The organism is Pseudomonas sp. Lz4W, assembly GCF_000346225.2.
Taxonomy (GTDB): domain Bacteria; phylum Pseudomonadota; class Gammaproteobacteria; order Pseudomonadales; family Pseudomonadaceae; genus Aquipseudomonas; species Aquipseudomonas paraversuta.
Map to the genome: position 1 here is coordinate 4,185,753 of NZ_CP017432.1, position 22,334 is coordinate 4,208,086.

Consider the following 22,334-nt stretch of genomic DNA (forward strand, 5'->3'; position numbering starts at 1 on the left):
CTAACCCGCTCTAACCCGCGCCATCGACCAATGGTTTAGGTGCGATTAAGGATAGTCATGAAGTTTTTATGCCCCTCGCAGACGCTGACTGAAGGTAGCAGCCGCGGCTTCGAGCACAATGGCACGCGCCTGTTCGCAATTCGCCGCGACGGCCAGGTATATGCCTACAAAAACCGTTGCCCCCATCGCGGTGTGCCTCTGGAATGGCAACCGGACCAATTCCTCGATGCCAGCGCCAGTCTGATCCAGTGCGCCACCCACGCCGCACTGTTTTTGATAGAAACGGGTGAATGCGTTGCCGGGCCTTGCGCCGGGCAATCCTTGACTGCCATTGACTGCCACGAGGACAGTCAGGGCATCTGGATCACCCTGCAGGCCTCAGAGGATGACCTCTAGGCGACGATCAACCATCACGGCATCGGACGTCAGGCTCACACCATAAGCCAGCACCTGTACCCCGGCAGCGACTGCCTCGCGCAATGCGGCTGCGTAGCCCGGGTCGATTTCTTCAGCCGGGCGTACCGCGTCGATTCCCGTGAGATTGACGCAATACAACTGCACCGCACGTACGCCCTGGCGGGCCAGAGTCGCCAGCTCACGTAAATGCTTGGCGCCACGTTGCGTTACGGCATCCGGAAAAGCCGCTACCGGCGAGTCGTCAAATCCCAGGGTGACACTTTTAACTTCGACAAAGGCATAGCCGTCGGGGTACTCCAGCCGAAAATCAATCCGGCTGTTTTCCTGCCCGTAAGCCACTTCACGCTTGAGCGCCGTGAAGCCATTGAGCTCTGTAATCACCCCCGCCAGCAGTGCTTCCTCGATCAAGCGATTGGCGCGCCCGGTGTTCACGCACGCCAAGCGTCCTTGCGGGGTTTGACTGATTTCCCAGGTCCCGGGAAGCTTGCGCTTGGGATCGTTGGAGCGACTGAACCAGACTTGCCCGCCCTCGACCATGCAATTGAGCATCGAACCGGTATTCGGACAATGGATGGTGATCAACTCGCCCGCAGCCGTTTCGATATCGGCCAGAAAGCGCTTGTATCGCTTGAGCAAACGCCCTTCTTCCAGCGCCGGAGAAAAGCGCATCAGCCTTTCCAGCTCTGCAGGCCACGAGCCAGCCGCTCAACGGCTTCCTGCAAGCGCGGCAGGCTTTGGGTGTAGGCAAAACGGACGTGGTGACCTGACTGGAAACGACCAAAATCCAGGCCCGGAGTAATGGCCACGTGCTCCGTTTCAAGGAAGTGCCGGCAAAATGCGAAGGCATCCCCACCAAACGCGCTGATATCGGCATACAGGTAAAACGCACCTTCCGGCTCTACGGCGATACCGAACCCCAGCTCTCGCAGCGCCGGCAGCAAAAAGTCGCGACGACGCCCGAATTCTGCCCGGCGCTCTTCCAGAATAGCCAGCGTTTGCGGCTCAAAGCAGGCCAGCGCAGCATACTGGGCCATGCTCGGAGCACTGATGTAGAGGTTCTGCGCCAGCTTTTCCAGGTCAGCCACAGCTTCCGGCGGCGCGACCAGCCACCCCAGCCGCCAGCCGGTCATACCGAAATACTTGGAGAAACTGTTGAGCACAAACGCACTGTCATCAACTTCCAGCACGCTGGCCGCATCACAGCCATAGGTCAGGCCGTGATAGATCTCATCCACCACCAAATGCCCGTTACGCGCCTTGATTGCTGCCGATAACGAGGCCAGCTCATCACGGCTCAAAATCGTGCCGGTGGGGTTCGCCGGGGAAGCCACCAGCGCCCCGACACTGTCCTGGTCCCAATAGCGCTCAACCAAATCGGCTGTCAGTTGATAACGCACCTCCGGACCGACAGGTACGAGTTGCGCCGCCCCTTCAACCAGACGCAGGAAATGTCGGTTACACGGATAGCCCGGGTCGGCAAGCAGCCAGTGCTTGCCCGGATCCACCAGCAGGCTGCTGGCCAAAAGCAAGGCTCCGGAACCACCAGGGGTAATCAAAATGCGTGAAGAGTCGATGTCCAGACCGTAACGCTGCTGGTAAAACCCGGAAATGGCTTCGCGCAGTTCCGGCAAGCCGCGGGCCGCGGTGTAACGGGTTTTACCCGCGGCCAGCGCCGCCTGGCCGGCAGCAATGATCGGCTCAGCAGTGGTGAAGTCCGGCTCACCAATTTCCAGGTGAATCACATCGTGCCCCGCCGCCTGCAACTCGTTGGCACGCGCCAGCAATGCCATTACGTGAAACGGTTCGATCGCGCGACTGCGCGCACTGTAAGACTGAGCCATGAGCCTGCCTTCCTGGGTAAGCAAAAGCCCGATTCTACCCAAGCGCCGCCGCAAGGGAGAGTTAAATAGGCTCTTAGATTGCCAGTCAGTAGAACCAATCAGCGCAAGCATCGGTCATAGCTCGGCTAAAATTAATATTCAGCCACTAATCTCAAGCATCACAGGCTCTGCACATGGCCACTGGCAACGGGCTAGACAACCGGGAGTAGCGCGGCCCGATTTGATCTGGTAAGTTCGCCCGCTTGCAGCCGCAGGGCCGGCAGGTGTCGGTGATGTTGCAATCCTGCGCAATGGATTAGAAGAATGAGAGGCGGTCCATTTCATGCCCACACAAGCTAAGCAACAGAATAGTCAACTCAGCGGTTTCGAACCGTACGTTGAAAAGAAGGGCGAAGAGTACATGGGCGAACCCATGCGCAAACACTTCACCAAGATTCTGCAAAAGTGGAAACAGGACTTGATGCAGGAAGTTGACCGCACCGTTGATCATATGAAAGACGAAGCGGCAAACTTTCCTGACCCGGCCGACCGCGCTAGCCAGGAAGAAGAATTCAGCCTGGAACTGCGTGCCCGCGATCGCGAGCGCAAGCTGATCAAGAAAATCGACAAGACGTTGCAGTTGATCGAAGACGAAGAATACGGCTGGTGCGAATCCTGCGGCGTCGAAATCGGCATTCGTCGACTTGAAGCCCGTCCTACTGCCGACATGTGCGTAGACTGCAAGACCTTGGCTGAAATCAAGGAAAAACAAGTCGGCAAGTAATCGCCGGCCTGACCAGATGGGGCGTGCGAACGCCCCATTTTTGTTTCTGTAATTTGCGACTCCATCGCGGGAGCTGGCGCGCCAGCGGTGCGGACGGTTCTGCCTGTCTGCCCCCCCGGTGATACCTTCGCAGGCAAGCCCGCTCCCACAGAGGGTGCGCCCAGGATCCAAGTCATGACTGCCTCCTCGAACCCCTCCTACATCGGGCGCTTCGCCCCGACGCCCAGTGGCCATCTGCATTTTGGCTCACTGGTTGCCGCCCTCGCCTCCTATCTGGATGCCCGTTCTGTGGGCGGACGTTGGCTGCTGCGCATGGAAGACCTCGACCCGCCACGGGAAATGCCCGGCGCCCAGGCGGCGATTCTCGACGCCCTGGAGCGCTACGGCTTTGAGTGGGATGGCGAACTGGTGCGCCAGAGCGAACGTCACGACGCCTACGCCCAGGTGCTTGATCGACTATTCAGTCAAGGCCTGGCATATGCCTGCACCTGCTCGCGCAAACAACTCGAAGGCTACAACGGGGTTTACCCGGGGTTGTGCCGCAATGCCGGGCACTCCATGGAAAACGCAGCAATACGCTTGCGCGTCCCCGAGTTGGTGTATGGATTTGAAGACCGGGTGCAGGGCTCCTTCGGCCAGCACTTGGGCCGTGAAGTCGGCGATTTTGTCATTCGCCGCCGCGACGGGCTTTATGCTTACCAATTGGCGGTGGTGCTCGATGATGCCTGGCAGGGCGTGACTGACATCGTGCGCGGGGCCGACTTGCTGGACTCCACACCGCGCCAGCTCTACTTGCAGGAACTGTTGGGCTTGTCGCAGCCGCGTTACCTGCATGTGCCGCTGATCGTGCAACCTGATGGCCACAAACTCGGCAAGTCGTATCGCTCGCCGCCCCTGACGGCCAGCCAGGCCACACCGCTGCTGCTTCGCGCATTACGTACCTTGGGCCAGGCCACCGATGATCGCCTCTGCCATGCCAGCCCCCGTGAAGTCCTCGACTGGGCTGTCACCCACTGGAATGCCAGCCTGATCCCGCGCACGCTCACCCTGGCCGAAGCGCAATTACGCTGACAGCCCTTGCAGGTTGCCAGCCATCCGTTACCATCGCCGCACGTTTTTGGGCATGCGGCCTGTAAAAGTGAGGGCGGGATGTATATCTATCGATTGGTCCTGTTGCTGGTTGTCGGGATCTACCTGTTTTCTCCCGCCATCATGGATTGGTGGATCGACGCCACGGGCGCCTGGTACAGGCCTTATCTGCTTTGGCTGATTCTGATCGTTGTGACCTTTATTTTGCAGAGCCAAAAAGATGCCGATGAGCTTTAGCCTGACCCAGATGATCCTCATCAGCGCCGCCTACCTGACGGTACTGTTTGGCGTTGCCTGGATCAGCGAACGCGGCATGATCCCGCGTGCAATCATTCGTCACCCGCTGACCTACACCTTGTCCCTCGGCGTCTACGCCAGCGCATGGGCGTTCTACGGCACCGTCGGGCTGGCTTACGAGTACGGCTACGGCTTTTTATCCAGCTACCTGGGGGTCTCCGGGGCATTTCTGCTGGCGCCGGTGCTGCTTTACCCCATCCTCAAGATTACCCGCACCTACCAACTCTCATCGCTCGCCGACCTGTTTGCGTTCCGCTTCCGCAGCACCTGGGCCGGCGCCCTGACCACGATTTTCATGCTGATCGGCGTGTTACCGCTGCTGGCCCTGCAAATTCAAGCCGTGGCCGACACCATCAGCATCCTCACCCGCGAACCGGTGCAGCACCGCGTGGCCCTGAGTTTCTGTGCGCTGATCACCCTCTTCACGATTTTCTTCGGCTCACGCCACATTGCGACCCGGGAAAAACATGAAGGTCTGGTGTTCGCCATTGCCTTCGAGTCGGTAGTAAAACTGATCGCCATCGGTGGCGTGGGCCTTTACGCGCTGTATGGCGTGTTCGATGGGCCGCAACAACTGGAAGTGTGGCTGCTGCAGAACCAGACGGCCCTCGCAGCCCTGCATACACCGCTGCAGGAAGGCCCGTGGCGCACCCTGCTGCTGGTGTTTTTTGCCTCTGCGATCGTGATGCCGCACATGTATCACATGACCTTCACCGAAAATCTCAACCCTCGCGGACTGGTCAGCGCCAGCTGGGGGCTGCCACTGTTCCTGTTGCTGATGAGCCTGGTTGTACCGCTGATCCTGTGGGCCGGCCTGAAACTGGGGGCTACCACCAACCCCGAATACTTCACCCTCGGCATCGGCATCGCCGCCAACAGCAAACCCCTGGCGTTACTGGCCTATGTGGGAGGGCTGTCAGCCTCAAGCGGTCTGATCATCGTCACCACCCTGGCACTCTCGGGCATGGCCTTGAACCATCTGGTCCTGCCGCTCTACCAGCCGCCCGCCGAAGGCAATATCTATCGCTGGCTGAAATGGACCCGCCGGGCGCTGATCGTGGCCATCATCATGGCCGGTTATGGCTTCTACCTGCTGCTGGGGGCCGAACAGGATCTGGCCAACCTCGGCATCGTGGCCTTTGTTGCCACCTTGCAGTTCCTGCCCGGGGTGCTCTCGGTACTGTATTGGCCGACGGCCAACCGACGCGGATTTATTGCCGGCTTGCTGGCGGGGATTCTGGTGTGGATGGCCAGTATGCTGTTCCCGCTGATCGGCGATTTCCAGGGGTTCTACATCCCGTGGCTGAACATGATCTATGTTCTGGATGACACCAGCTGGCATATGGCAGCCATTGCCTCGCTGGCGGCCAACGTTCTGATGTTTACCCTGATTTCCCTGTTTACCAATGCCAGCCCGGAAGAAGCCAGTGCCGCCGAAGCCTGTGCCGTCGATAACGTGCGACGCCCGCAACGGCGTGAACTGCATGCAGCCTCGCCCCAGGAATTTGCCACTCAACTGGCCAAGCCGCTGGGGGCAAAGGCGGCGCAAAAAGAAGTCGAGCAAGCGCTGCGCGACCTGTTCCTGCCCTTCGATGAACGCCGCCCTTATGCCCTGCGCCGCCTGCGCGACCGGATCGAAGCCAACCTCTCGGGCCTGATGGGTCCCAGCGTGGCCCAGGATATGGTCGAAACCTTCTTGCCCTACAAGTCCGGCGGCGAAAACTATGTCACTGAAGACATTCACTTCATCGAAAGCCGGCTTGAGGATTACCATTCCCGTCTGACCGGCCTGGCCGCCGAGCTTGACGCCCTGCGCCGCTACCACCGACAGACATTGCAAGAGCTGCCGATGGGAGTGTGCTCACTGGCCAAGGACCAGGAAATCCTGATGTGGAACAAGGCCATGGAAGAGCTGACCGGTATCCCGGCACAGCGCGTGGTCGGTTCACGCATGAGTACCCTGGGCGATCCATGGCGCGAGCTGCTGCAAGGGTTCATCAACTTGCCCGACGAGCACTTGCACAAGCAGCATCTGGCCCTCGACGGCCAGACCCGCTGGCTGAATCTGCACAAGGCGGCCATTGATGAACCGCTGGCCCCGGGCAATAGCGGCCTGGTGCTGCTGGTCGAAGACCTGACCGAAACCCAGATGCTCGAAGACAAACTGGTGCACTCCGAGCGGCTGGCCAGCATCGGCCGACTGGCTGCGGGCGTTGCCCACGAAATCGGCAACCCGGTCACGGGTATCGCTTGCCTGGCGCAAAACCTGCGCGAAGAACGCGAGGACGACAGCGAGCTGACCGAGATCAGCAGCCAGATCCTCGAGCAGACCAAGCGCATCTCGCGCATCGTCCAGTCCCTGATGAGCTTTGCCCACGCCGGCAGTCACCAGCACAACGATGAGCCGGTCTGCCTGGCCGAGGTTGCCCAGGATGCAATTGGATTGCTGGCCTTGAACCGGCGTAATTTCGAAGTGCAGTTTTACAACCTGTGCGACCCCGATCACTGGGTCGATGGCGATCCTCAACGGTTGGCCCAAGTGTTGATCAACCTGCTGTCAAACGCCCGTGACGCCTCGCCCGCCGGCAGTGCCGTGCGAGTCAAAAGCGAAGCCAGCGAGCACACGGTCGACCTGATCGTGGAAGACGAAGGCACCGGCATTCCGAAGAACATCATCGATCGATTGTTCGAACCTTTTTTCACCACCAAGGACCCGGGTGAAGGCACAGGTCTGGGCCTTGCACTGGTCTATTCCATCGTTGAAGAGCATTATGGACAAATCACCATCGACAGCCCGGCTGACATTCAAAGCCAACGCGGAACCCGTATCCGGGTGACACTTCCGCGTCATGTCGAAGCGACGTCCGCTGTGAACTGAGACCGTCGAGAGAACCGAATCAATGCCGCATATTTTGATCGTCGAAGATGAAACCATCATCCGTTCCGCATTGCGCCGTTTACTGGAGCGTAACCAGTACCAGGTCAGCGAAGCCGGCTCGGTACAGGAAGCGCAGGAGCGCTTCAGCATTCCCTCGTTCGACTTGATTGTCAGCGACCTGCGCCTGCCAGGCGCTCCGGGCACCGAGTTGATAAAACTCGGGCAAGGCAAGCCGGTGCTCATCATGACCAGCTATGCGAGCCTGCGCTCGGCTGTGGATTCGATGAAAATGGGTGCCGTCGACTATATCGCCAAACCCTTTGATCACGATGAAATGCTGCAAGCTGTTGCGCGCATCCTGCGGGATCGCCAAAACCTCCAGAGCACGTCTGCCGAACGTCCTGCCAAGGCCGGCAGCACGGACAAAGGCACTGTGGATAACAGCAACGGCGAGATTGGCATCATCGGGTCCTGCCCGCCGATGCTGGACATGTACAGCAAGATCCGCAAAGTGGCGCCTACCGACTCCAATGTATTGATTCAGGGTGAGTCCGGTACCGGCAAAGAGCTGGTCGCCCGCGCCCTGCACAACCTGTCCAGGCGAGCCAAGGCACCGATGATTTCGGTGAACTGCGCAGCCATTCCCGAGTCATTGATCGAGTCCGAACTGTTCGGCCACGAAAAAGGCGCCTTCACCGGCGCCAGTGCGGGCCGCGCCGGGCTGGTAGAAGCTGCCGATGGCGGGACACTGTTCCTCGATGAAATCGGCGAGTTGCCCCTCGAAGCCCAGGCCCGCCTGCTGCGGGTACTGCAGGAAGGCGAGATCCGTCGTGTGGGCTCGGTGCAATCGCAAAAAGTGGATGTACGCCTTATCGCCGCGACCCACCGCGACCTCAAGAGCCTGGCCAAAGTCGGCCAGTTTCGCGAAGACCTCTACTACCGCCTGCACGTAATCGCTCTCAAGCTCCCGGCTTTGCGCGAGCGCGGGGCTGACGTCAACGAAATCGCCCACGCGTTTCTCGCCCGCCAAAGCGCTCGCGTCGGCCGCACCGACCTGAAGTTTGCCCCGGATGCCGAACGCGCCATCAGCCATTACTCATGGCCAGGTAACGTTCGCGAACTGGAGAACGCTGTAGAGCGGGCCGTCATTCTGTGCGAAAGCCCGGAAATCTCTGCCGAACTACTGGGTATCGATATTGAACTGAGCGATTTGCATGACGATGACTTCATCGGCCTGGGCCCGCAGCAGAGCATCAGCAGCGGTAACACCAGCCTTGATCCGACCGAAGATCTGTCACTGGAAGACTACTTTCAGCACTTCGTGCTTGAGCACCAGGATCACATGACCGAGACCGAACTGGCGCGCAAGCTGGGCGTCAGTCGCAAATGCCTGTGGGAACGGCGCCAGCGGCTGGGCATCCCGCGCAGGAAAACCGGCGTCGCCAGTGAGGGGTAACAGGGTCAAAGGTGAAAAAACTGTTACCGCAGTTTAATCACGTAACAAAAGCCGGGTCTTACGGTAACGAAGACCCGGCTTTTTTTTGCCCTGAAAAAAGCAAAAACCCCGAAAACCCCTTATTTTTCTGGCCCGTACAAAAGTTGGCACGACACCTGCTATATGTATCCGTACAAGAACAATAAGAATCACAGCAGCACACAATAAAAATAAGACGTATCGGCTCACGCATAACAAAAACAACACGGCGGAGGCGCAGCTAACTGATTCTTTTGGAGAGGTGTTGTGATTGGGGCTTGCCCCATGGCTAGGCAGAGAACAACAAAAACTGCACTTAAAAAGCAGAGCCTGAACTAGTCGGATCACGGATCACATCAACACAGCGACCAAAGCAATCCGTTTGCTCTTATCTCCCGATTGGGAGGGTTACACAGGCAAGACCTTTGTAACCGGGGCGATCAACAAAAACAAAAAGCCCGCAATCAATAATAAAAATAGAGCACGCAACTACTTCTGGGGGAGCTTCGGCTCCCCTTGTAGTTTCTGCAATTCAGAAAAAACTTCCTCACAGGCTCTACTTCAGGCCTCTTGCAGCTATTTTCACTTGCTGCTTGCAGCTTCCCTCGCAAGAGCGGCTCAGCTTCCTACACCATCCCCTGACTAAATGCTAGAATCCCCGCCCATCATGCGGTCATTCTTCGTTTTGGCCGAACATTCCTTCAAACAGTGCATCCCATGCTGAAGAAGCTGTTCCAGTCACTCCGTTCCCCCAAGCGTCGCACGCAACAACTGCGCAGCACCCCTGAAGTGCTCAACAGCAGCCAGCACTCGCTGCAACGTGCCCAGTTCAGCCGGTACGCGGTCAATATCGTCGAACGCCTGCAGAACGCCGGTTATCAGGCCTATCTGGTCGGCGGTTGCGTACGCGACATGCTGCTCAACATCACGCCAAAAGACTTCGACGTCGCCACCAGCGCGACGCCCGAACAAGTGCGGGCCGAATTTCGCAATGCGCGAATCATCGGTCGCCGCTTTAAATTGGTGCATATCCACTTTGGTCGCGAAATCATCGAGGTCGCCACCTTCCGTGCCAATCACCCGCAAAACGACGAAGAGGAAGACAGCAACCAGTCCTCGCGTAATGAAAGCGGGCGCATTTTGCGCGACAACGTATACGGCACCCTTGAAGAAGACGCCCAGCGTCGTGACTTCACGATCAATGCCCTGTACTACGACCCGGTCAGCGAACGCATTCTCGATTACGCCAACGGCGTACACGATATTCGCAATCGCTTGCTGCGCCTGATTGGCGACCCGCAACAGCGTTACCAGGAAGACCCTGTACGCATGCTGCGAGCCGTGCGGTTTGCCGCAAAGCTCAACTTTGGTATCGAAAAGCATACCGCGGCGCCAATTCGCGAACTGGCACCCATGCTGCGCGAGATCCCGTCGGCACGCCTGTTTGAGGAAGTGCTCAAGCTGTTCCTCTCGGGTAACGCTTGCGACACCTTCGAAATGCTGGTCGACCTTCAGCTGTTCGATCCTTTGTTCCCGGCCAGCGCCGAGGCACTGGAACATAGCCCGACTTACACCCATACCCTGATCAGCGAAGCCCTGCGCAACACTGACCTGCGCATCAAGCAAGGCAAGCCGGTTACCCCGGCATTCCTGTTTGCAGCCCTGCTCTGGCCTGCCCTGCCGGCTCGCGTGGAGTACTTGCAGGAACGTGGCATGCCGCCTATCCCTGCCATGCAGGAAGCCGCACACGAACTGATCGCCGAGCAATGCCAGCGCATCGCCATTCCCAAGCGCTTCACGATCCCGATTCGTGAAATCTGGGACATGCAGGAGCGTCTCCCGCGCCGCAGTGGCAAACGCGCCGACATGCTGCTCGACAACCCGCGCTTCCGTGCGGGCTATGATTTCTTGCTCTTGCGCGAAGTCGCGGGCGAAGAGACCCATGGCCTGGGCGAATGGTGGACCGAGTATCAGGACGCCAATGACAGTGGCCGTCGTGACATGATCCGCGACCTGAGCAACGCCAAGGAAGACGGCACCGGGCCCGCCCCGCGCAAGCGCCGCCGCACCAGCGCAACCAAGCGCAAACGCAGCGGCGCCGCGGACGAGTAAGCGATGGAACGGATCTATATCGGAATGGGCAGCAATCTGGCTGACCCGGCTGAGCAATTGCGCAGCGCCATACAAGCGCTGGCGCAATTGCCTGACTCCCGGTTCGCCGGAGTCTCAGCGTTCTATCAAAGCGACTCGTTGTTACCCGGTCAGCCGCGCTACACCAATGCGGTGGCAGCTATCGACTCTGAACTGGAACCCCTGGAGTTACTCGATGCGCTACAAGCCATCGAGATCGACCAGGGCCGCGAGCGTCACGAACGCTGGGGCCCGCGCACACTGGACCTGGATATCCTGCTGTTCGGCGACCGACTGATCGACACCCCCCGCCTGAAAGTCCCGCACTACCATATGCAGGCCCGTCCTTTCGTGCTCTACCCGCTGGCCGAACTGGCACCCGCCACGCTCACCCTCGCCGATGGCCGTAGCCTCGCCCAACTATTGGCTGAGTGCCCTTTTGTCGGTCTGGAGCGCCTTCCCCCCATCGCTGAATCGAATCAACCGGCGCGGTAACACTCCGCCAGTAACACCCGGAATTGACTTCCCGTGTGCTCGTCACGACTATAGGCATCCCGCTGCCGTCCACTGGACGGCGCAATGTGAAAAGCAGGCTTAACAAGCACCCTCCATAAAGGTGTACCTGCCTATAACGATGAATCACGCGCGTTACTCGCAGTGGTTATCACACTGCCTGACGAGGATCCTTTTCATGCCAGCTATCACCCTGACCACCCTGCAAAGCCTTAAGCAAAAAGGTGAGAAAATCACCATGCTGACGTGCTATGACGCCACCTTCTCCCACGCCTGCAATCAGGCAGGTGTTGAAGTGTTACTGGTAGGCGATTCCCTGGGCATGGTTCTGCAAGGGCATGACAGCACTCTGCCAGTCACCACGGGCGAAATGGTCTACCACGTGGCTTGCGTCAAGCGCGGCAACCAGGACGCACTGATACTCGCGGACATGCCTTTCATGGCGAACGCGACGCTCGAGCAATCCTTGAACAACAGTGCCCTGCTGATGAAAGCAGGCGCACATATGGTCAAGGTAGAAGGCGCTTTGTGGCTCGCCGAATCGATTCGCGTGATGACCGAGCGCGGGATTCCGGTATGCGCGCACATGGGCCTGACCCCGCAGACAGTGAACGTACTGGGCGGCTACAAGGTCCAGGGCCGCAACGAAAACCAGGCGCGGCAGATGCGGGCCGATGCCATCGCCCTGGAACAGGCAGGAGCGGCCATGCTGCTGCTCGAATGCGTACCCAGCGAGCTGGCAAAAGAAATCACCCTCGCCGTAAAAATCCCGGTGATCGGCATTGGTGCAGGCAGCGACACCGACGGCCAGGTGCTGGTACTGCACGACATGCTGGGCCTGTCCCTGACCGGACGCGTCCCCAAGTTCGTAAAAAACTTCATGACCGGCCAACCCGATATCCAGTCAGCACTTGGCGCTTACGTGACTGAAGTCAAAGCCGTCAGCTTCCCTGGCACCGAGCACGGATTCTCTGCATGAACACTGTTAAAACTGTTCGCGAATTGCGCGCGGCTGTTGCCCGCGCGCGCCGCGAAGGCAAGCAAATCGGCCTGGTTCCAACCATGGGCAACCTGCACAGCGGCCACGCTGCGTTAGTCACCACCGCCGCTCAACAGGCGGACTTTGTAGTGGCGAGCATTTTCGTCAACCCGCTGCAATTCGGTGCCAACGAAGACCTGGATACTTATCCGCGCACCCTGGCCGCCGATCAGGAAAAACTCCTGCAGGCGGGCTGCCATTTGCTGTTTGCCCCAACCGTTGAAGAAATGTACCCCCATGGCATGACCGGGCTGACCCGTGTTACCGCGGCACAGCTGAGCAATGAACTGTGTGGCAGCCGCCGCCCGGGGCATTTCGACGGTGTGACCACAGTGGTCAGCAAGCTGTTCAACATGGTACAGCCCGACCTGGCTATCTTCGGGCAGAAGGACTACCAGCAGCTGGCGGTTATTCGGGCCATGGTCCATGACCTGAACATGCCGCTCCAGATCATTGGCGAGCCCACCGTACGGGCCGACGACGGCCTGGCCCTGTCTTCGCGCAACGGATACCTGAGCCCGGAGCAGCGTGCCATAGCGCCTGAGTTGTATCGCCACCTCAAAGCAATGAGCAAAGCCATCAACGCAGGCGAACGCGACTTTGCAAAGCTGACCGCCCTGCATCGGGAACAAATCGAAGCTGCTGGCTTTCGCATGGACTACCTGGAAGTGCGCCATGGACAAACCTTGCTCCCGGCTCTGGCGACTGACCGCGACCTGGTGATTTTGGTGGCCGCGTTCCTGGGCACCACGCGCCTGATCGACAACGTGCATCTCAATCTCGACAGCGGGCTTTAACGGCACCGATTGTGTGGCCACCACACCACCACTGAAACGTTTCATCTTGTATAACAGAGCGGTGACAAAAGTTACGGCCTGTTGTCAGACAAAACCGAGACAGAAGCGGGCGCTAGGTTTACTGTTATCGCCCGACTTCTGACATAGATGCAGAAACAGACTGACCGAGCACCTCGACATTAACGAAGGTCTCGGTGTTCTCAGTGTCCAAAAGGCAGTTCAAGCAAAAGGATATTCGCAGCGATGGCGTACTACCGCACTCCTCAAGACGTTACCGCTCTGCCTGCCTGGCAAGCGTTGAAACTTCACCGTGCCGACATGCAAAATTTCAGCATGCGCGATGCATTCAATAGCAACCCGAAGCGCTTCGAGGATTTCACCCTCAGCAGCTGCGGTTTGTTTCTGGACTACTCGAAAAACCTGATCACCGATGAAACCCGCGACTTGCTGGTTAACCTGGCCAATGAGGTTGATCTCAAAGGCGCGATCAAGTCGTTGTTTGAAGGCGAAATCGTCAACGCCTCCGAAAACCGGCCTGCCCTGCATACCGCGTTGCGCCGCCCAGTGGCCGACAAACTGTCGGTAAGTGGCGTAAACATCATGCCCCAGGTGCATAAAGTTCTGAATCAAATGACCGAACTGGTCGGCCGGATTCACGATGGCCTATGGCGCGGTTACACCGAAAAGCCGATCACTGATGTGGTGAACATCGGTATCGGAGGCTCGTTCCTCGGCCCGGAACTGGTGTCCGAAGCGCTGCTGTCCTACGCCCAAAAAGGCGTACGCTGCCATTATCTGGCGAATATCGACGGCAGCGAGTTCCATGAACTGACTGCAAAGCTGCGTGCAGAAACCACCCTGTTCATCGTTTCGTCTAAATCCTTCAACACTCTCGAAACCCTGAAGAATGCCCAGGCCGCCCGTGCCTGGTACCTGGCGCAAGGTGGTTCGGAAGCCGAGCTGCACCGTCACTTTATCGCGGTGTCGAGCAACAATGCGGCAGCGGTAGCATTTGGTATTCGTGAAGAAAACATCTTCCCGATGTGGGACTGGGTTGGCGGTCGTTACTCGCTGTGGTCGGCCATTGGTTTGCCGATTGCCCTGGCCATCGGCATGTCCAACTTCAAAGAGCTGCTGTCCGGCGCCTACAGCATGGACCAACACTTCCAGAACGCACCGTTCGAGCAAAACATGCCCGTGCTGATGGCGGCGCTGGGTGTCTGGTATGGCAATTTCTGGGGAGCGCAAAGCCACGCCATCCTTCCCTATGACCATTACCTGCGAAACATCACCAAGCATTTGCAGCAACTGGATATGGAATCCAACGGCAAGAGCGTGCGCCAGGACGGCACTCCCGTGTCGACCGACACCGGCCCGGTAATCTGGGGCGGCGTTGGCTGTAATGGCCAGCATGCCTACCACCAGTTGCTCCACCAAGGCACCTTGTTGATTCCGGCCGACTTTATCGTGCCGATCGTCAGCTTCAATCCGGTTTCCGATCACCATCAGTGGCTGTACGCAAACTGTCTGTCGCAAAGCCAGGCGCTGATGCTGGGTAAAACCCGCGAAGAAGCCGAAGCGGAGTTGCGCGACAAGGGCCTGTCCGAAGAAGAGGTGCAAAAACTCGCACCGCACAAGGTGATCCCGGGCAATCGTCCGAGCAACACCATTGTGGTTGAGCGCATCAGCCCTCGTCGTCTGGGCGCACTGGTTGCGCTGTACGAGCACAAAGTCTTCGTACAGAGCGTGATCTGGGGCATCAACGCCTTCGACCAGTGGGGCGTGGAGCTGGGCAAAGAGCTCGGCAAAGGCGTCTACAACCGCCTGACCGGCAGCCTTGAAGAGCCTGCTGACGATGCATCGACCCAAGGTCTGATCAACTACTTCCGCGGTCGTCACCGCGGTTGATTGATAGCCAGTCTCCCCGACTGGCCAGGGGCTGTTGACACATAGCTATCACGGCGACGTCAACGGCCCCTGGCACCCTCGAGGTATCATGGAATTTATCCGCCGCCCTATCGAACGCCAAATCATGAGCCTGACCGGGCTTTCACTTGGCCAGCTCGACCTCGAAACACCCCCGGGCGACCCCGGTCTGTTTGGCCCCGCTTCCATCAGTTGGCAAGTACATGGTGACTTCACCAGCATGCTGATTGGCGGTATCAGTGCCCTGATGCTTCAAGCCTTGCACCCGCTGGCATTGGCCGGGGTGTGGGACCACTCCAATTTTCGCCAGGACATGCTGGGACGGCTGCGGCGCACCGGACAGTTTATTTCTGGCACCACGTTTGGCTCCACCAGGGACGCCAACTGGCTGATCGAAAAAGTACGCACCATTCACCTGCAAGTCACAGGCACCGGGCTCGATGGCCGGCCATATGCCGCCAGTGATCCGGAGTTACTGACCTGGGTGCATGTGGCCGAAGTCAGTAACTTCCTTGCGGCCCATATCCGTTACCGCAATCCGCATTTATCCGCCGCGGATCAAGACCAGTACTACGACGAGATTGCCCTGGTTGCCGAACGCCTGGGGGCGACCAACGTCCCGCGCTCCCGCCAGCAAATTGCCGACTATCTGGAGCGCGTGCGGCCACAGTTGCTGTGCGATGAACGCAGTCACGAGGTGATGCGCCTGCTGCTCAACGCGCCAGCCCCCAGCCTGCTTGCAAAACCCTTTGGTGCACTGATGATGCAAGCAGGGATTGATTTGCTCCCGGACTGGGCCAGTGATCAACTGGGCCTGCAGCAACAGCCCCTGACGCGAAAGCTGGTACGGGCAGGGGTTAGCAGTACTGCGCCGATTCTGCGCTGGGCCGTGCGTAATGGCTCGGTCCAGCGGGCGCGACGGCGTATGGGCCTAGGTTGAATACCATGCAGATCCTGTCTGCTGGCAAACCAGCTCCCACTGGCTGGCTACCGATCTTGTGGGAGCTGGCTTGCCAGCGATAACCAAACCCGCCTGTCTCCAGGCCTGACATTCCAATAATAATGAGGACTCCCGCAATGCAAGACGTCGTAATCGTTGCCGCTACCCGCACTGCCGTCGGCAGCTTCCAGGGCTCGCTGGCCCACGTACCCGCTGTTGATCTGGGCGCCGCAGTGATTCGTCGGCTGCTGGAAAAAACCGGCCTCGACGGCGCCCAGGTCGACGAAGTGATCATGGGCCAGGTACTGACCGCCGGTGCCGGACAAAACCCCGCACGTCAGGCCGCGATCAAGGCCGGACTGCCGTTCGCCGTACCTGCAATGACCCTCAACAAGGTCTGCGGCTCGGGCCTCAAAGCTTTGCATCTGGCGGCGCAGGCCATTCGTTGCGGCGATGCCGAGGTGATCATTGCCGGAGGCCAGGAGAACATGAGCCTGTCCAACTACATCATGCCCGGCGCACGTACCGGTCTGCGCATGGGCCACAGCCAGATCATCGACACCATGATCAGTGACGGCCTGTGGGATGCGTTCAACGATTACCACATGGGCATCACGGCCGAGAACCTTGTGGATAAGTACGGCATCAGCCGTGAAGAGCAGGATGGGTTTGCCGCCCGCTCTCAGCAGAAAGCCGTAGAGGCCATCGAAACCGGGCGTTTTGTGGATGAAATCACGCCGATTCTGATCCCACAGCGCAAGGGTGATCCGATTGCCTTCGCCACCGATGAACAGCCACGCGCCGGCACCACCGCCGAGTCGCTGGCCAAGCTCAAGCCGGCCTTCAAAAAAGACGGCTCGGTCACCGCGGGCAACGCCTCCTCCCTCAATGACGGCGCTGCAGCAGTGTTGCTGATGAGCGCAACCAAAGCCAAAGCCCTGGGTTTGCCTGTGCTGGCCAAAATCGCCGCCTACGCCAACGCGGGTGTTGACCCGGCAATCATGGGCATCGGCCCGGTGAGCGCCACTCAACGTTGCCTGAGCAAAGCCGGCTGGAGTCTTGAGCAGCTGGACCTGATCGAAGCCAACGAAGCATTCGCGGCACAGGCACTGTCAGTCGGCAAAGAGCTGAACTGGGATGCAGACAAGGTCAACGTTAACGGTGGCGCAATTGCCATTGGCCACCCGATTGGCGCGTCAGGCTGCCGCATTCTGGTCACCCTGCTCCACGAAATGCTCAAGCGTGACGCTAAAAAAGGGCTAGCTACGCTGTGCATCGGTGGCGGCCAGGGTGTAGCCCTGGCAATCGAACGCGAATAACCAACAGCCTGAATGGGCTCGCGGTGAGCGTTGCCAAGGGTTGCGGTGCAACCCTTGGCTGCCTGCGGCAGCGACTACAAATGCCCGTTCTGTTAAACTGCCGCGCCTTATCTATCCCCCCAAGGCGCTTCGCATGTCTTCCTTGAATCAGGCGCTGCGCGCCGCCCTCGATAACCGTCAGGACTTATTGGCCGAGCTGCATGCTCAGGGCACTGATTGCTATCGCCTGTTCCACGGCAGTCAGGAAGGCGCCGGCGGCTTGACTATTGACCGCTACGGCCCGCAGCTACTGGTGCAAAGCTTCCACCAGAGTCTTGAGCGCGATGATTTGCTGCAACTGCACGGGGCAATCAACCAGCACCTGGGGCTGGAGTTGCTGCTGGTTTACAACGACCGTTCCCGGGGCAACTCGCGCATCGATCGCGAAGATACCCTGTACCGCGCCGAAGAAGCCGCCCTTGCAGATCTGGTGGGCCATGAATGGGGCCTGAACTACCGAGTGCGTGGCCGCCATGCCGGCCAGGACCCGCTGCTGTTTCTCGACCTGCGCAATGCCCGCGGCTGGGTCAAACAACATAGCGCCGGCAAAAGCGTGCTCAACCTGTTCGCCTACACCTGTGGCGTGGGTCTGAGCGCCGCAGCCGGCGGTGCCAGTGAGGTCTGCAATCTGGATTTTGCCGAAGGCAACCTGGCGGTGGGTCGTGAAAATGGCCTGCTGAACCCTGAACTGAAAAAGATGAAGTTCGTCCAGTCCGACTACTTTGCCGCCATCCGCCAACTGGCCGGGTTGCCGATCATTCAGCGTCGTCACAAGCTGCCGTCCTACCCGCGTCTGGATCAGCGGGAATACGACCTGGTGCTACTGGACCCACCAGCCTGGGCCAAGAGCGCTTTCGGTACAGTCGATCTGTTGCGTGACTACCAGAGCCTTCTAAAACCCGCCGTACTGGCCACTGCGCCAGATGGCGTGCTGATCTGCTGCAACAATCTGGCAAAAGTCAGCATGGACGACTGGCGCGAGCAGGTATTGCGCTGTGCCGAAAAAGCCGGCCGCCCGGTACGCGACTGGCAAGTACTGAGCCCGGCCAGCGACTTCCCGTCACTGGACCAGCAGCCGCCGCTCAAAACCCTGATTTTGCAGTTTTAACCAGAACCCAAAAAGCCAGACCCCGCTTAAAATATGGTGCTTGTCTCGGAACCAGAAACGCGTGCCATACTCCAAGGCACCTTGGCCACCAATAGACGAAGCCCCACATGACCAAAGGATTGATCCGCGCCATTGGCGCAGTGCTGGTAGCGATTGCACTCTATAGCCTGCTGGGCTTCCTGATTTTACCCGGTATCGGTCTGCGTATCGTCAACCAGCAACTGGCCAACTACGCCACAGTACCGGCCAGACTCGACCGTCTGGAGTTCAATCCATTTACCCTTGAGCTCACACTGTGGGGGTTGCAAGTCGGCGAGCCGGGCAAGCAGCAAGCCGGGTTTGACCGACTCTATGTCAATCTGCAATCAGACAGCGTGTGGACCAAAGCCTTGCACCTGGCCGACGTGCAGCTGGACAAGCCCAAAACCGAGGTGCTGTTCAACAAGGACGGCACGCTCAATCTGAGCCAGCTGTTCAAATTGCCTGCCAGCGAGCCCAAGCCCGACGAGCCGCAAAGCAAACCCTTCCCGCTGCGCATCGACAATATAAAACTGGCTGACGGCTATCTGCACTTCGTCGATATGCGTCCCAGTGAGCCCATAGAGTTTCTCTACGACTCAATGAACTTTGAGTTGAAAAACCTCAGCACCCTACCCGACGACAACGCTGAAATGACGCTGGTGGCTGCCGGCCCCGAGGGCGGCAGAGTCGACTGGAGCGGCAAGCTGAGCCTGGTGCCGATTACGTCCCAGGGCAAACTCAAAGTCACCGACGCCAAAATGAAAGCCTGGTGGCCCTATGTCCGCGATTCGGTGCCGCTGGTACTCGAAGACGGCATTCTGAATTTCAGCACCGACTACACCCTGGATCTGGCCAAAGATACCGAGATGGTGTTGAGCAATGCCTCGGCCAGCATCGCGCCGTTCAGGATCAATGCCCCGGATGGCCGCCCGCTGGCGCGTCTGGAGCGACTTGATGTGAGCGACACCACGGTGGACCTGGCTAAACAGAAAGTGGTTGTCGGCAAGATCCAGAGCAAGAACCTGGAAACCTGGGCCGCTCGCGAGAAGGATGGTCAGCTTGACTGGCAAAAACTGTTTGCCGAGCAACCCGCAAAAACCGCACCCAAAACCAGTGACCCTGTCACTGTTGAAGCCCCCAAACCAGGCCCGGCTGCGCCGAGCAAACCATGGCAGGTGCTGCTCAAGGATGTTGAACTGCGCGACTATCGGGTGCACCTGGCCGACAAGCAGCCAAGTACCCCGGTAGCACTGGATATCGGCCCCCTGAACCTGGACCTGAAAAACTTCGACAGCCTGAACCGGTCGCCGTTTAACCTCAGGCTCGACACCGGCGTTGGCAAACAAGGCCAGCTCACTGCCATCGGTGATGTGAACCTGAATCCGGTCAGCGCCGCACTCAAAGTCACCACCAAAGACATCGATCTGCGGGTGGCCCAGGCCTATATCGACCCGTTCATGCGCCTTGAACTGCGTAGCGGCATGCTCGGCAGCGACCTGGCAGTCAACCTCAAGAGCACAGAACCGCTGGCCTTCACCGTTGAGGGCCGTGCCCAGGTCGATCAACTGCACACTCTGGACACCCTGAAAAACCGGGACTTCCTCAAGTGGCAGCGGCTGGTGCTGGAAGATGTCAAATACCGGCACGGCGACAGCCTGTCGATCAGCAAGGTCAATCTGACACAGCCCTATGTGCGCTTCATGATCAACGATGATCGCACCACCAACGTGGACGACCTGTTGATCCCGCAACCGGCCAGCAGTGGCGCGAAAGGCGCTGCCGGGCCCGCGGCGAAACAGGATAAGCCGCTGGGCATCTATGTCGGCGGTATCGCGATCAATGATGGTTCGGCCAATTTCGCCGACTTCAGTCTGACCCCCAACTTCGCCACGGCCATTCAGCAACTCAACGGCCAGATCGGCACCATTGACAGCCGTGATGCCAAACCTGCCAGGGTTGATATCTCGGGCAAGGTTGACCGCTATGCACCGGTTACGATCAAGGGCAGTGTCAATCCATTCGATCCAATGGCCAGCCTGGACATTGCCACCAGCTTCAAACGCGTCGAGCTGACTACGCTGACCCCCTACTCCGGCAAGTTTGCCGGTTACCGTATCCGCAAGGGCCGCCTCAATCTTGATCTGCATTACCTGATCACCAAGGGTCAGCTCAAGGCTGAAAACAAGGTTGTCATCGAGCAATTGCAGCTGGGGGAGAAAGTCGACAGCCCGGATGCGGTGAACCTGCCCCTGAAACTGGCGATTGCCTTGCTCAAGGATTCAGACGGCACCATCTCCATCGAGTTGCCGGTGACCGGAGACCTGAACAACCCGCAATTCAGCGTAATGCCTATAGTCTGGCAAACCTTGCGCAACCTTGTGGTCCGAGCCGCTACAGCGCCCTTCAAGTTCATTGGCGGGCTGGTCAGCGGCGGTGGCGCCGAAGACCTGGGCACGGTGTCATTCGCGCCAGGATCAAGCGAGCTGAGCCCTGAAGCGCAAAAAGCCCTGGACACCCTGGCCCAGGCGCTGAAAAAACGTCCGGGCCTGCGCCTGGAAATTGAAGGCACCGCCGCGCAAAGCAGTGACGGTCCGCATATTGCCCAGGATCGTCTTGAGCGCGAATACCAGTACACCTACTACAAGATTCTCCAGCGCAAGGGAGAAAAGGTGCCGGCTCAGGCTTCGCAGCTCAAGGTCCCGGATGATGAAAAAGGTCCATTACTGGAAGGGATTTACCGGGCCCGCCTGAAACAGCAGCCGCCTGCCGAGTGGGCTGATCTGAGTCGTGATGAACGTGCGGCCAAGATGAGTGCAGCGCTGGTGGACTTCTGGAGCAAAAGTGAAGTTCTGCTCCGCCAACTGGGGCAGGATCGTGCCAGTACCATCAAGGACTATCTGGTGGACCATGGCCAACTGGCGGATGACCGCGTGTACTTTATCGATGCCACCCTGGGTCAGGCAGAGAGCGATGGCCGGGTAATCACCCCGCTGCATCTGGACAGCGAGTAAAGCCCTCACCTGGCTTGCTCGCGATGGCGGCTCTGCGGCCTGGATGAGGTACCGCACAGGCCGGATCGCGGGCAAGCTCGCTCCTACTAGGTTTGCGCACTATTCCTTCGCCCAAATAGAACAGCCCCCGACGCAAGCGCCGAGGGCTGTAATGACCACATCCGTGTGGTCGTCGCATGAACCTGTATTCAAAGCCAGCAGGTGATCTTTCAATCACCTGCTCCGGCTTTCCCCCGGTTCCACGAATTGGGGTGTCTTACTCAGCTTTCAGGCCATCGGCCGAAACTGCCTGAACACCTTTAACTTTCTTGGCAATCGCAACTGCCATCTCTTTCTGTGCGTCGGTTACCGCTACAGTCGAGGATAGCGAAACCACGCCTTTATTGGTTTCTACTTTGATGTCAGTACCTGGAATGCCTTTTTCAGTCAGCAGGTCAGATTTAACTTTGGTTGTGATCCAGGTGTCAGAAGTAGCTTCTTTGGCTTTAGTCATTTCGCCAGCAGCGACAACCATAGGGGTCTGTGCAGTCGATTGAGCAGCAAATGCGGCGTTGGCCATGGTCAGGGTCAGAGCGGTAGCAGTTGCAGCAGCGATAGCAAACTTCTTCATACGAGTAACTCCTGTCTTCTTTAAAATCTGCGCCATCTCATGGCAGCAGGGTTACCTATACTGTTGCAGGGCTTATGCCAACTTTCTGAAATTAAAAAAGCCTTATAAATCAATAACTTATA

At 58.7% G+C, this 22,334-nt stretch carries 18 protein-coding genes; 15 read left to right on the forward strand and 3 right to left on the reverse strand.

The window, feature by feature from the left end; genetic code table 11:
• Nucleotides 1-57 precede the first annotated feature (57 nt).
• Entirely contained in the window at nucleotides 58-396 is a 339-nt protein-coding gene (locus B195_RS19220; RefSeq protein WP_003439680.1) for a Rieske (2Fe-2S) protein, read from the forward strand.
• Here the strand turns inward: B195_RS19220 and sfsA are convergent.
• Together sfsA and B195_RS19230 are read right to left on the reverse strand one after the other, a co-directional pair.
• Nucleotides 379-1,086: a DNA/RNA nuclease SfsA gene (gene sfsA / locus B195_RS19225; protein WP_003439677.1), complete on the reverse strand. Its 708-nt coding sequence runs from the start codon at nucleotides 1,084-1,086 to the stop codon at nucleotides 379-381. The two genes, B195_RS19220 and sfsA, sit on opposite strands and share 18 nt — an antisense overlap.
• A complete protein-coding gene (locus B195_RS19230; protein WP_003439674.1) occupies nucleotides 1,086-2,258 on the reverse strand; it encodes a pyridoxal phosphate-dependent aminotransferase in 1,173 nt (390 codons plus the stop codon). The genes sfsA and B195_RS19230 overlap by 1 nt, the downstream gene beginning before the upstream one ends.
• 322 nt (nucleotides 2,259-2,580) lie before the next feature.
• On the opposite strand from B195_RS19230, the gene dksA reads away from it, so the two are divergent.
• The 14 genes from dksA (at nucleotide 2,581) to B195_RS19305 (ending at nucleotide 21,602) form a co-directional block, all read left to right on the forward strand.
• Nucleotides 2,581-3,021, forward strand: coding sequence for an RNA polymerase-binding protein DksA (gene dksA, locus B195_RS19235; RefSeq protein WP_003439669.1), 441 nt, complete (start codon nucleotides 2,581-2,583; stop codon nucleotides 3,019-3,021).
• A 174-nt stretch (nucleotides 3,022-3,195) separates the two neighbouring features.
• Nucleotides 3,196-4,092, forward strand: a complete 897-nt coding sequence (gene gluQRS / locus B195_RS19240) for a tRNA glutamyl-Q(34) synthetase GluQRS (protein ID WP_003439666.1) — start codon at nucleotides 3,196-3,198, stop codon at nucleotides 4,090-4,092.
• Nucleotides 4,093-4,170: 78 nt separating this feature from the next.
• Nucleotides 4,171-4,347, forward strand: coding sequence for a hypothetical protein (locus B195_RS19245; protein WP_003176118.1), 177 nt, complete (start codon nucleotides 4,171-4,173; stop codon nucleotides 4,345-4,347).
• Nucleotides 4,331-7,285, forward strand: a complete 2,955-nt coding sequence (locus B195_RS19250) for a sensor histidine kinase (RefSeq protein ID WP_191985159.1) — start codon at nucleotides 4,331-4,333, stop codon at nucleotides 7,283-7,285. Before B195_RS19245 ends, B195_RS19250 begins: the two co-directional genes overlap by 17 nt.
• A gap of 22 nt (nucleotides 7,286-7,307) precedes the next feature.
• Complete coding sequence (locus B195_RS19255; protein WP_003439663.1) at nucleotides 7,308-8,741, forward strand: sigma-54 dependent transcriptional regulator; 1,434 nt, start codon at nucleotides 7,308-7,310, stop codon at nucleotides 8,739-8,741.
• Between the two features lie 735 nt (nucleotides 8,742-9,476).
• A complete protein-coding gene (locus B195_RS19265) occupies nucleotides 9,477-10,871 on the forward strand; it encodes a polynucleotide adenylyltransferase PcnB (protein WP_003439661.1) in 1,395 nt (464 codons plus the stop codon).
• A gap of 3 nt (nucleotides 10,872-10,874) precedes the next feature.
• On the forward strand, nucleotides 10,875-11,384 hold the full coding sequence (folK, locus tag B195_RS19270) for a 2-amino-4-hydroxy-6-hydroxymethyldihydropteridine diphosphokinase (RefSeq protein WP_037001329.1): 510 nt from the start codon (nucleotides 10,875-10,877) through the stop codon (nucleotides 11,382-11,384).
• 196 nt (nucleotides 11,385-11,580) lie between these two features.
• Nucleotides 11,581-12,381, forward strand: coding sequence for a 3-methyl-2-oxobutanoate hydroxymethyltransferase (panB, locus tag B195_RS19275; RefSeq protein ID WP_003439657.1), 801 nt, complete (start codon nucleotides 11,581-11,583; stop codon nucleotides 12,379-12,381).
• Complete coding sequence (gene panC / locus B195_RS19280; RefSeq protein WP_003439655.1) at nucleotides 12,378-13,238, forward strand: pantoate--beta-alanine ligase; 861 nt, start codon at nucleotides 12,378-12,380, stop codon at nucleotides 13,236-13,238. Before panB ends, panC begins: the two co-directional genes overlap by 4 nt.
• A gap of 243 nt (nucleotides 13,239-13,481) precedes the next feature.
• A complete protein-coding gene (gene pgi, locus B195_RS19285) occupies nucleotides 13,482-15,146 on the forward strand; it encodes a glucose-6-phosphate isomerase (protein WP_003439653.1) in 1,665 nt (554 codons plus the stop codon).
• Between the two features lie 88 nt (nucleotides 15,147-15,234).
• The gene (locus tag B195_RS19290; protein WP_003439651.1) at nucleotides 15,235-16,104 is read left to right on the forward strand and encodes an oxygenase MpaB family protein; all 870 of its coding nucleotides are present in this window, start codon (nucleotides 15,235-15,237) and stop codon (nucleotides 16,102-16,104) included.
• Between the two features lie 137 nt (nucleotides 16,105-16,241).
• Nucleotides 16,242-17,423 carry an acetyl-CoA C-acetyltransferase gene (locus B195_RS19295; RefSeq protein WP_003439649.1) on the forward strand — a complete coding sequence of 394 codons (1,182 nt, stop codon included), beginning with the start codon at nucleotides 16,242-16,244 and terminating at the stop codon, nucleotides 17,421-17,423.
• Nucleotides 17,424-17,556: 133 nt separating this feature from the next.
• Nucleotides 17,557-18,570: a class I SAM-dependent rRNA methyltransferase gene (locus tag B195_RS19300; protein ID WP_003439647.1), complete on the forward strand. Its 1,014-nt coding sequence runs from the start codon at nucleotides 17,557-17,559 to the stop codon at nucleotides 18,568-18,570.
• A gap of 107 nt (nucleotides 18,571-18,677) precedes the next feature.
• Nucleotides 18,678-21,602, forward strand: a complete 2,925-nt coding sequence (locus B195_RS19305) for a DUF748 domain-containing protein (RefSeq protein ID WP_003439645.1) — start codon at nucleotides 18,678-18,680, stop codon at nucleotides 21,600-21,602.
• A gap of 256 nt (nucleotides 21,603-21,858) precedes the next feature.
• On the opposite strand, the gene B195_RS19310 is transcribed toward B195_RS19305, so the two are convergent.
• The gene (locus tag B195_RS19310) at nucleotides 21,859-22,212 is read right to left on the reverse strand and encodes a BON domain-containing protein (protein WP_003439643.1); all 354 of its coding nucleotides are present in this window, start codon (nucleotides 22,210-22,212) and stop codon (nucleotides 21,859-21,861) included.
• Nucleotides 22,213-22,334: the final 122 nt, after the last annotated feature.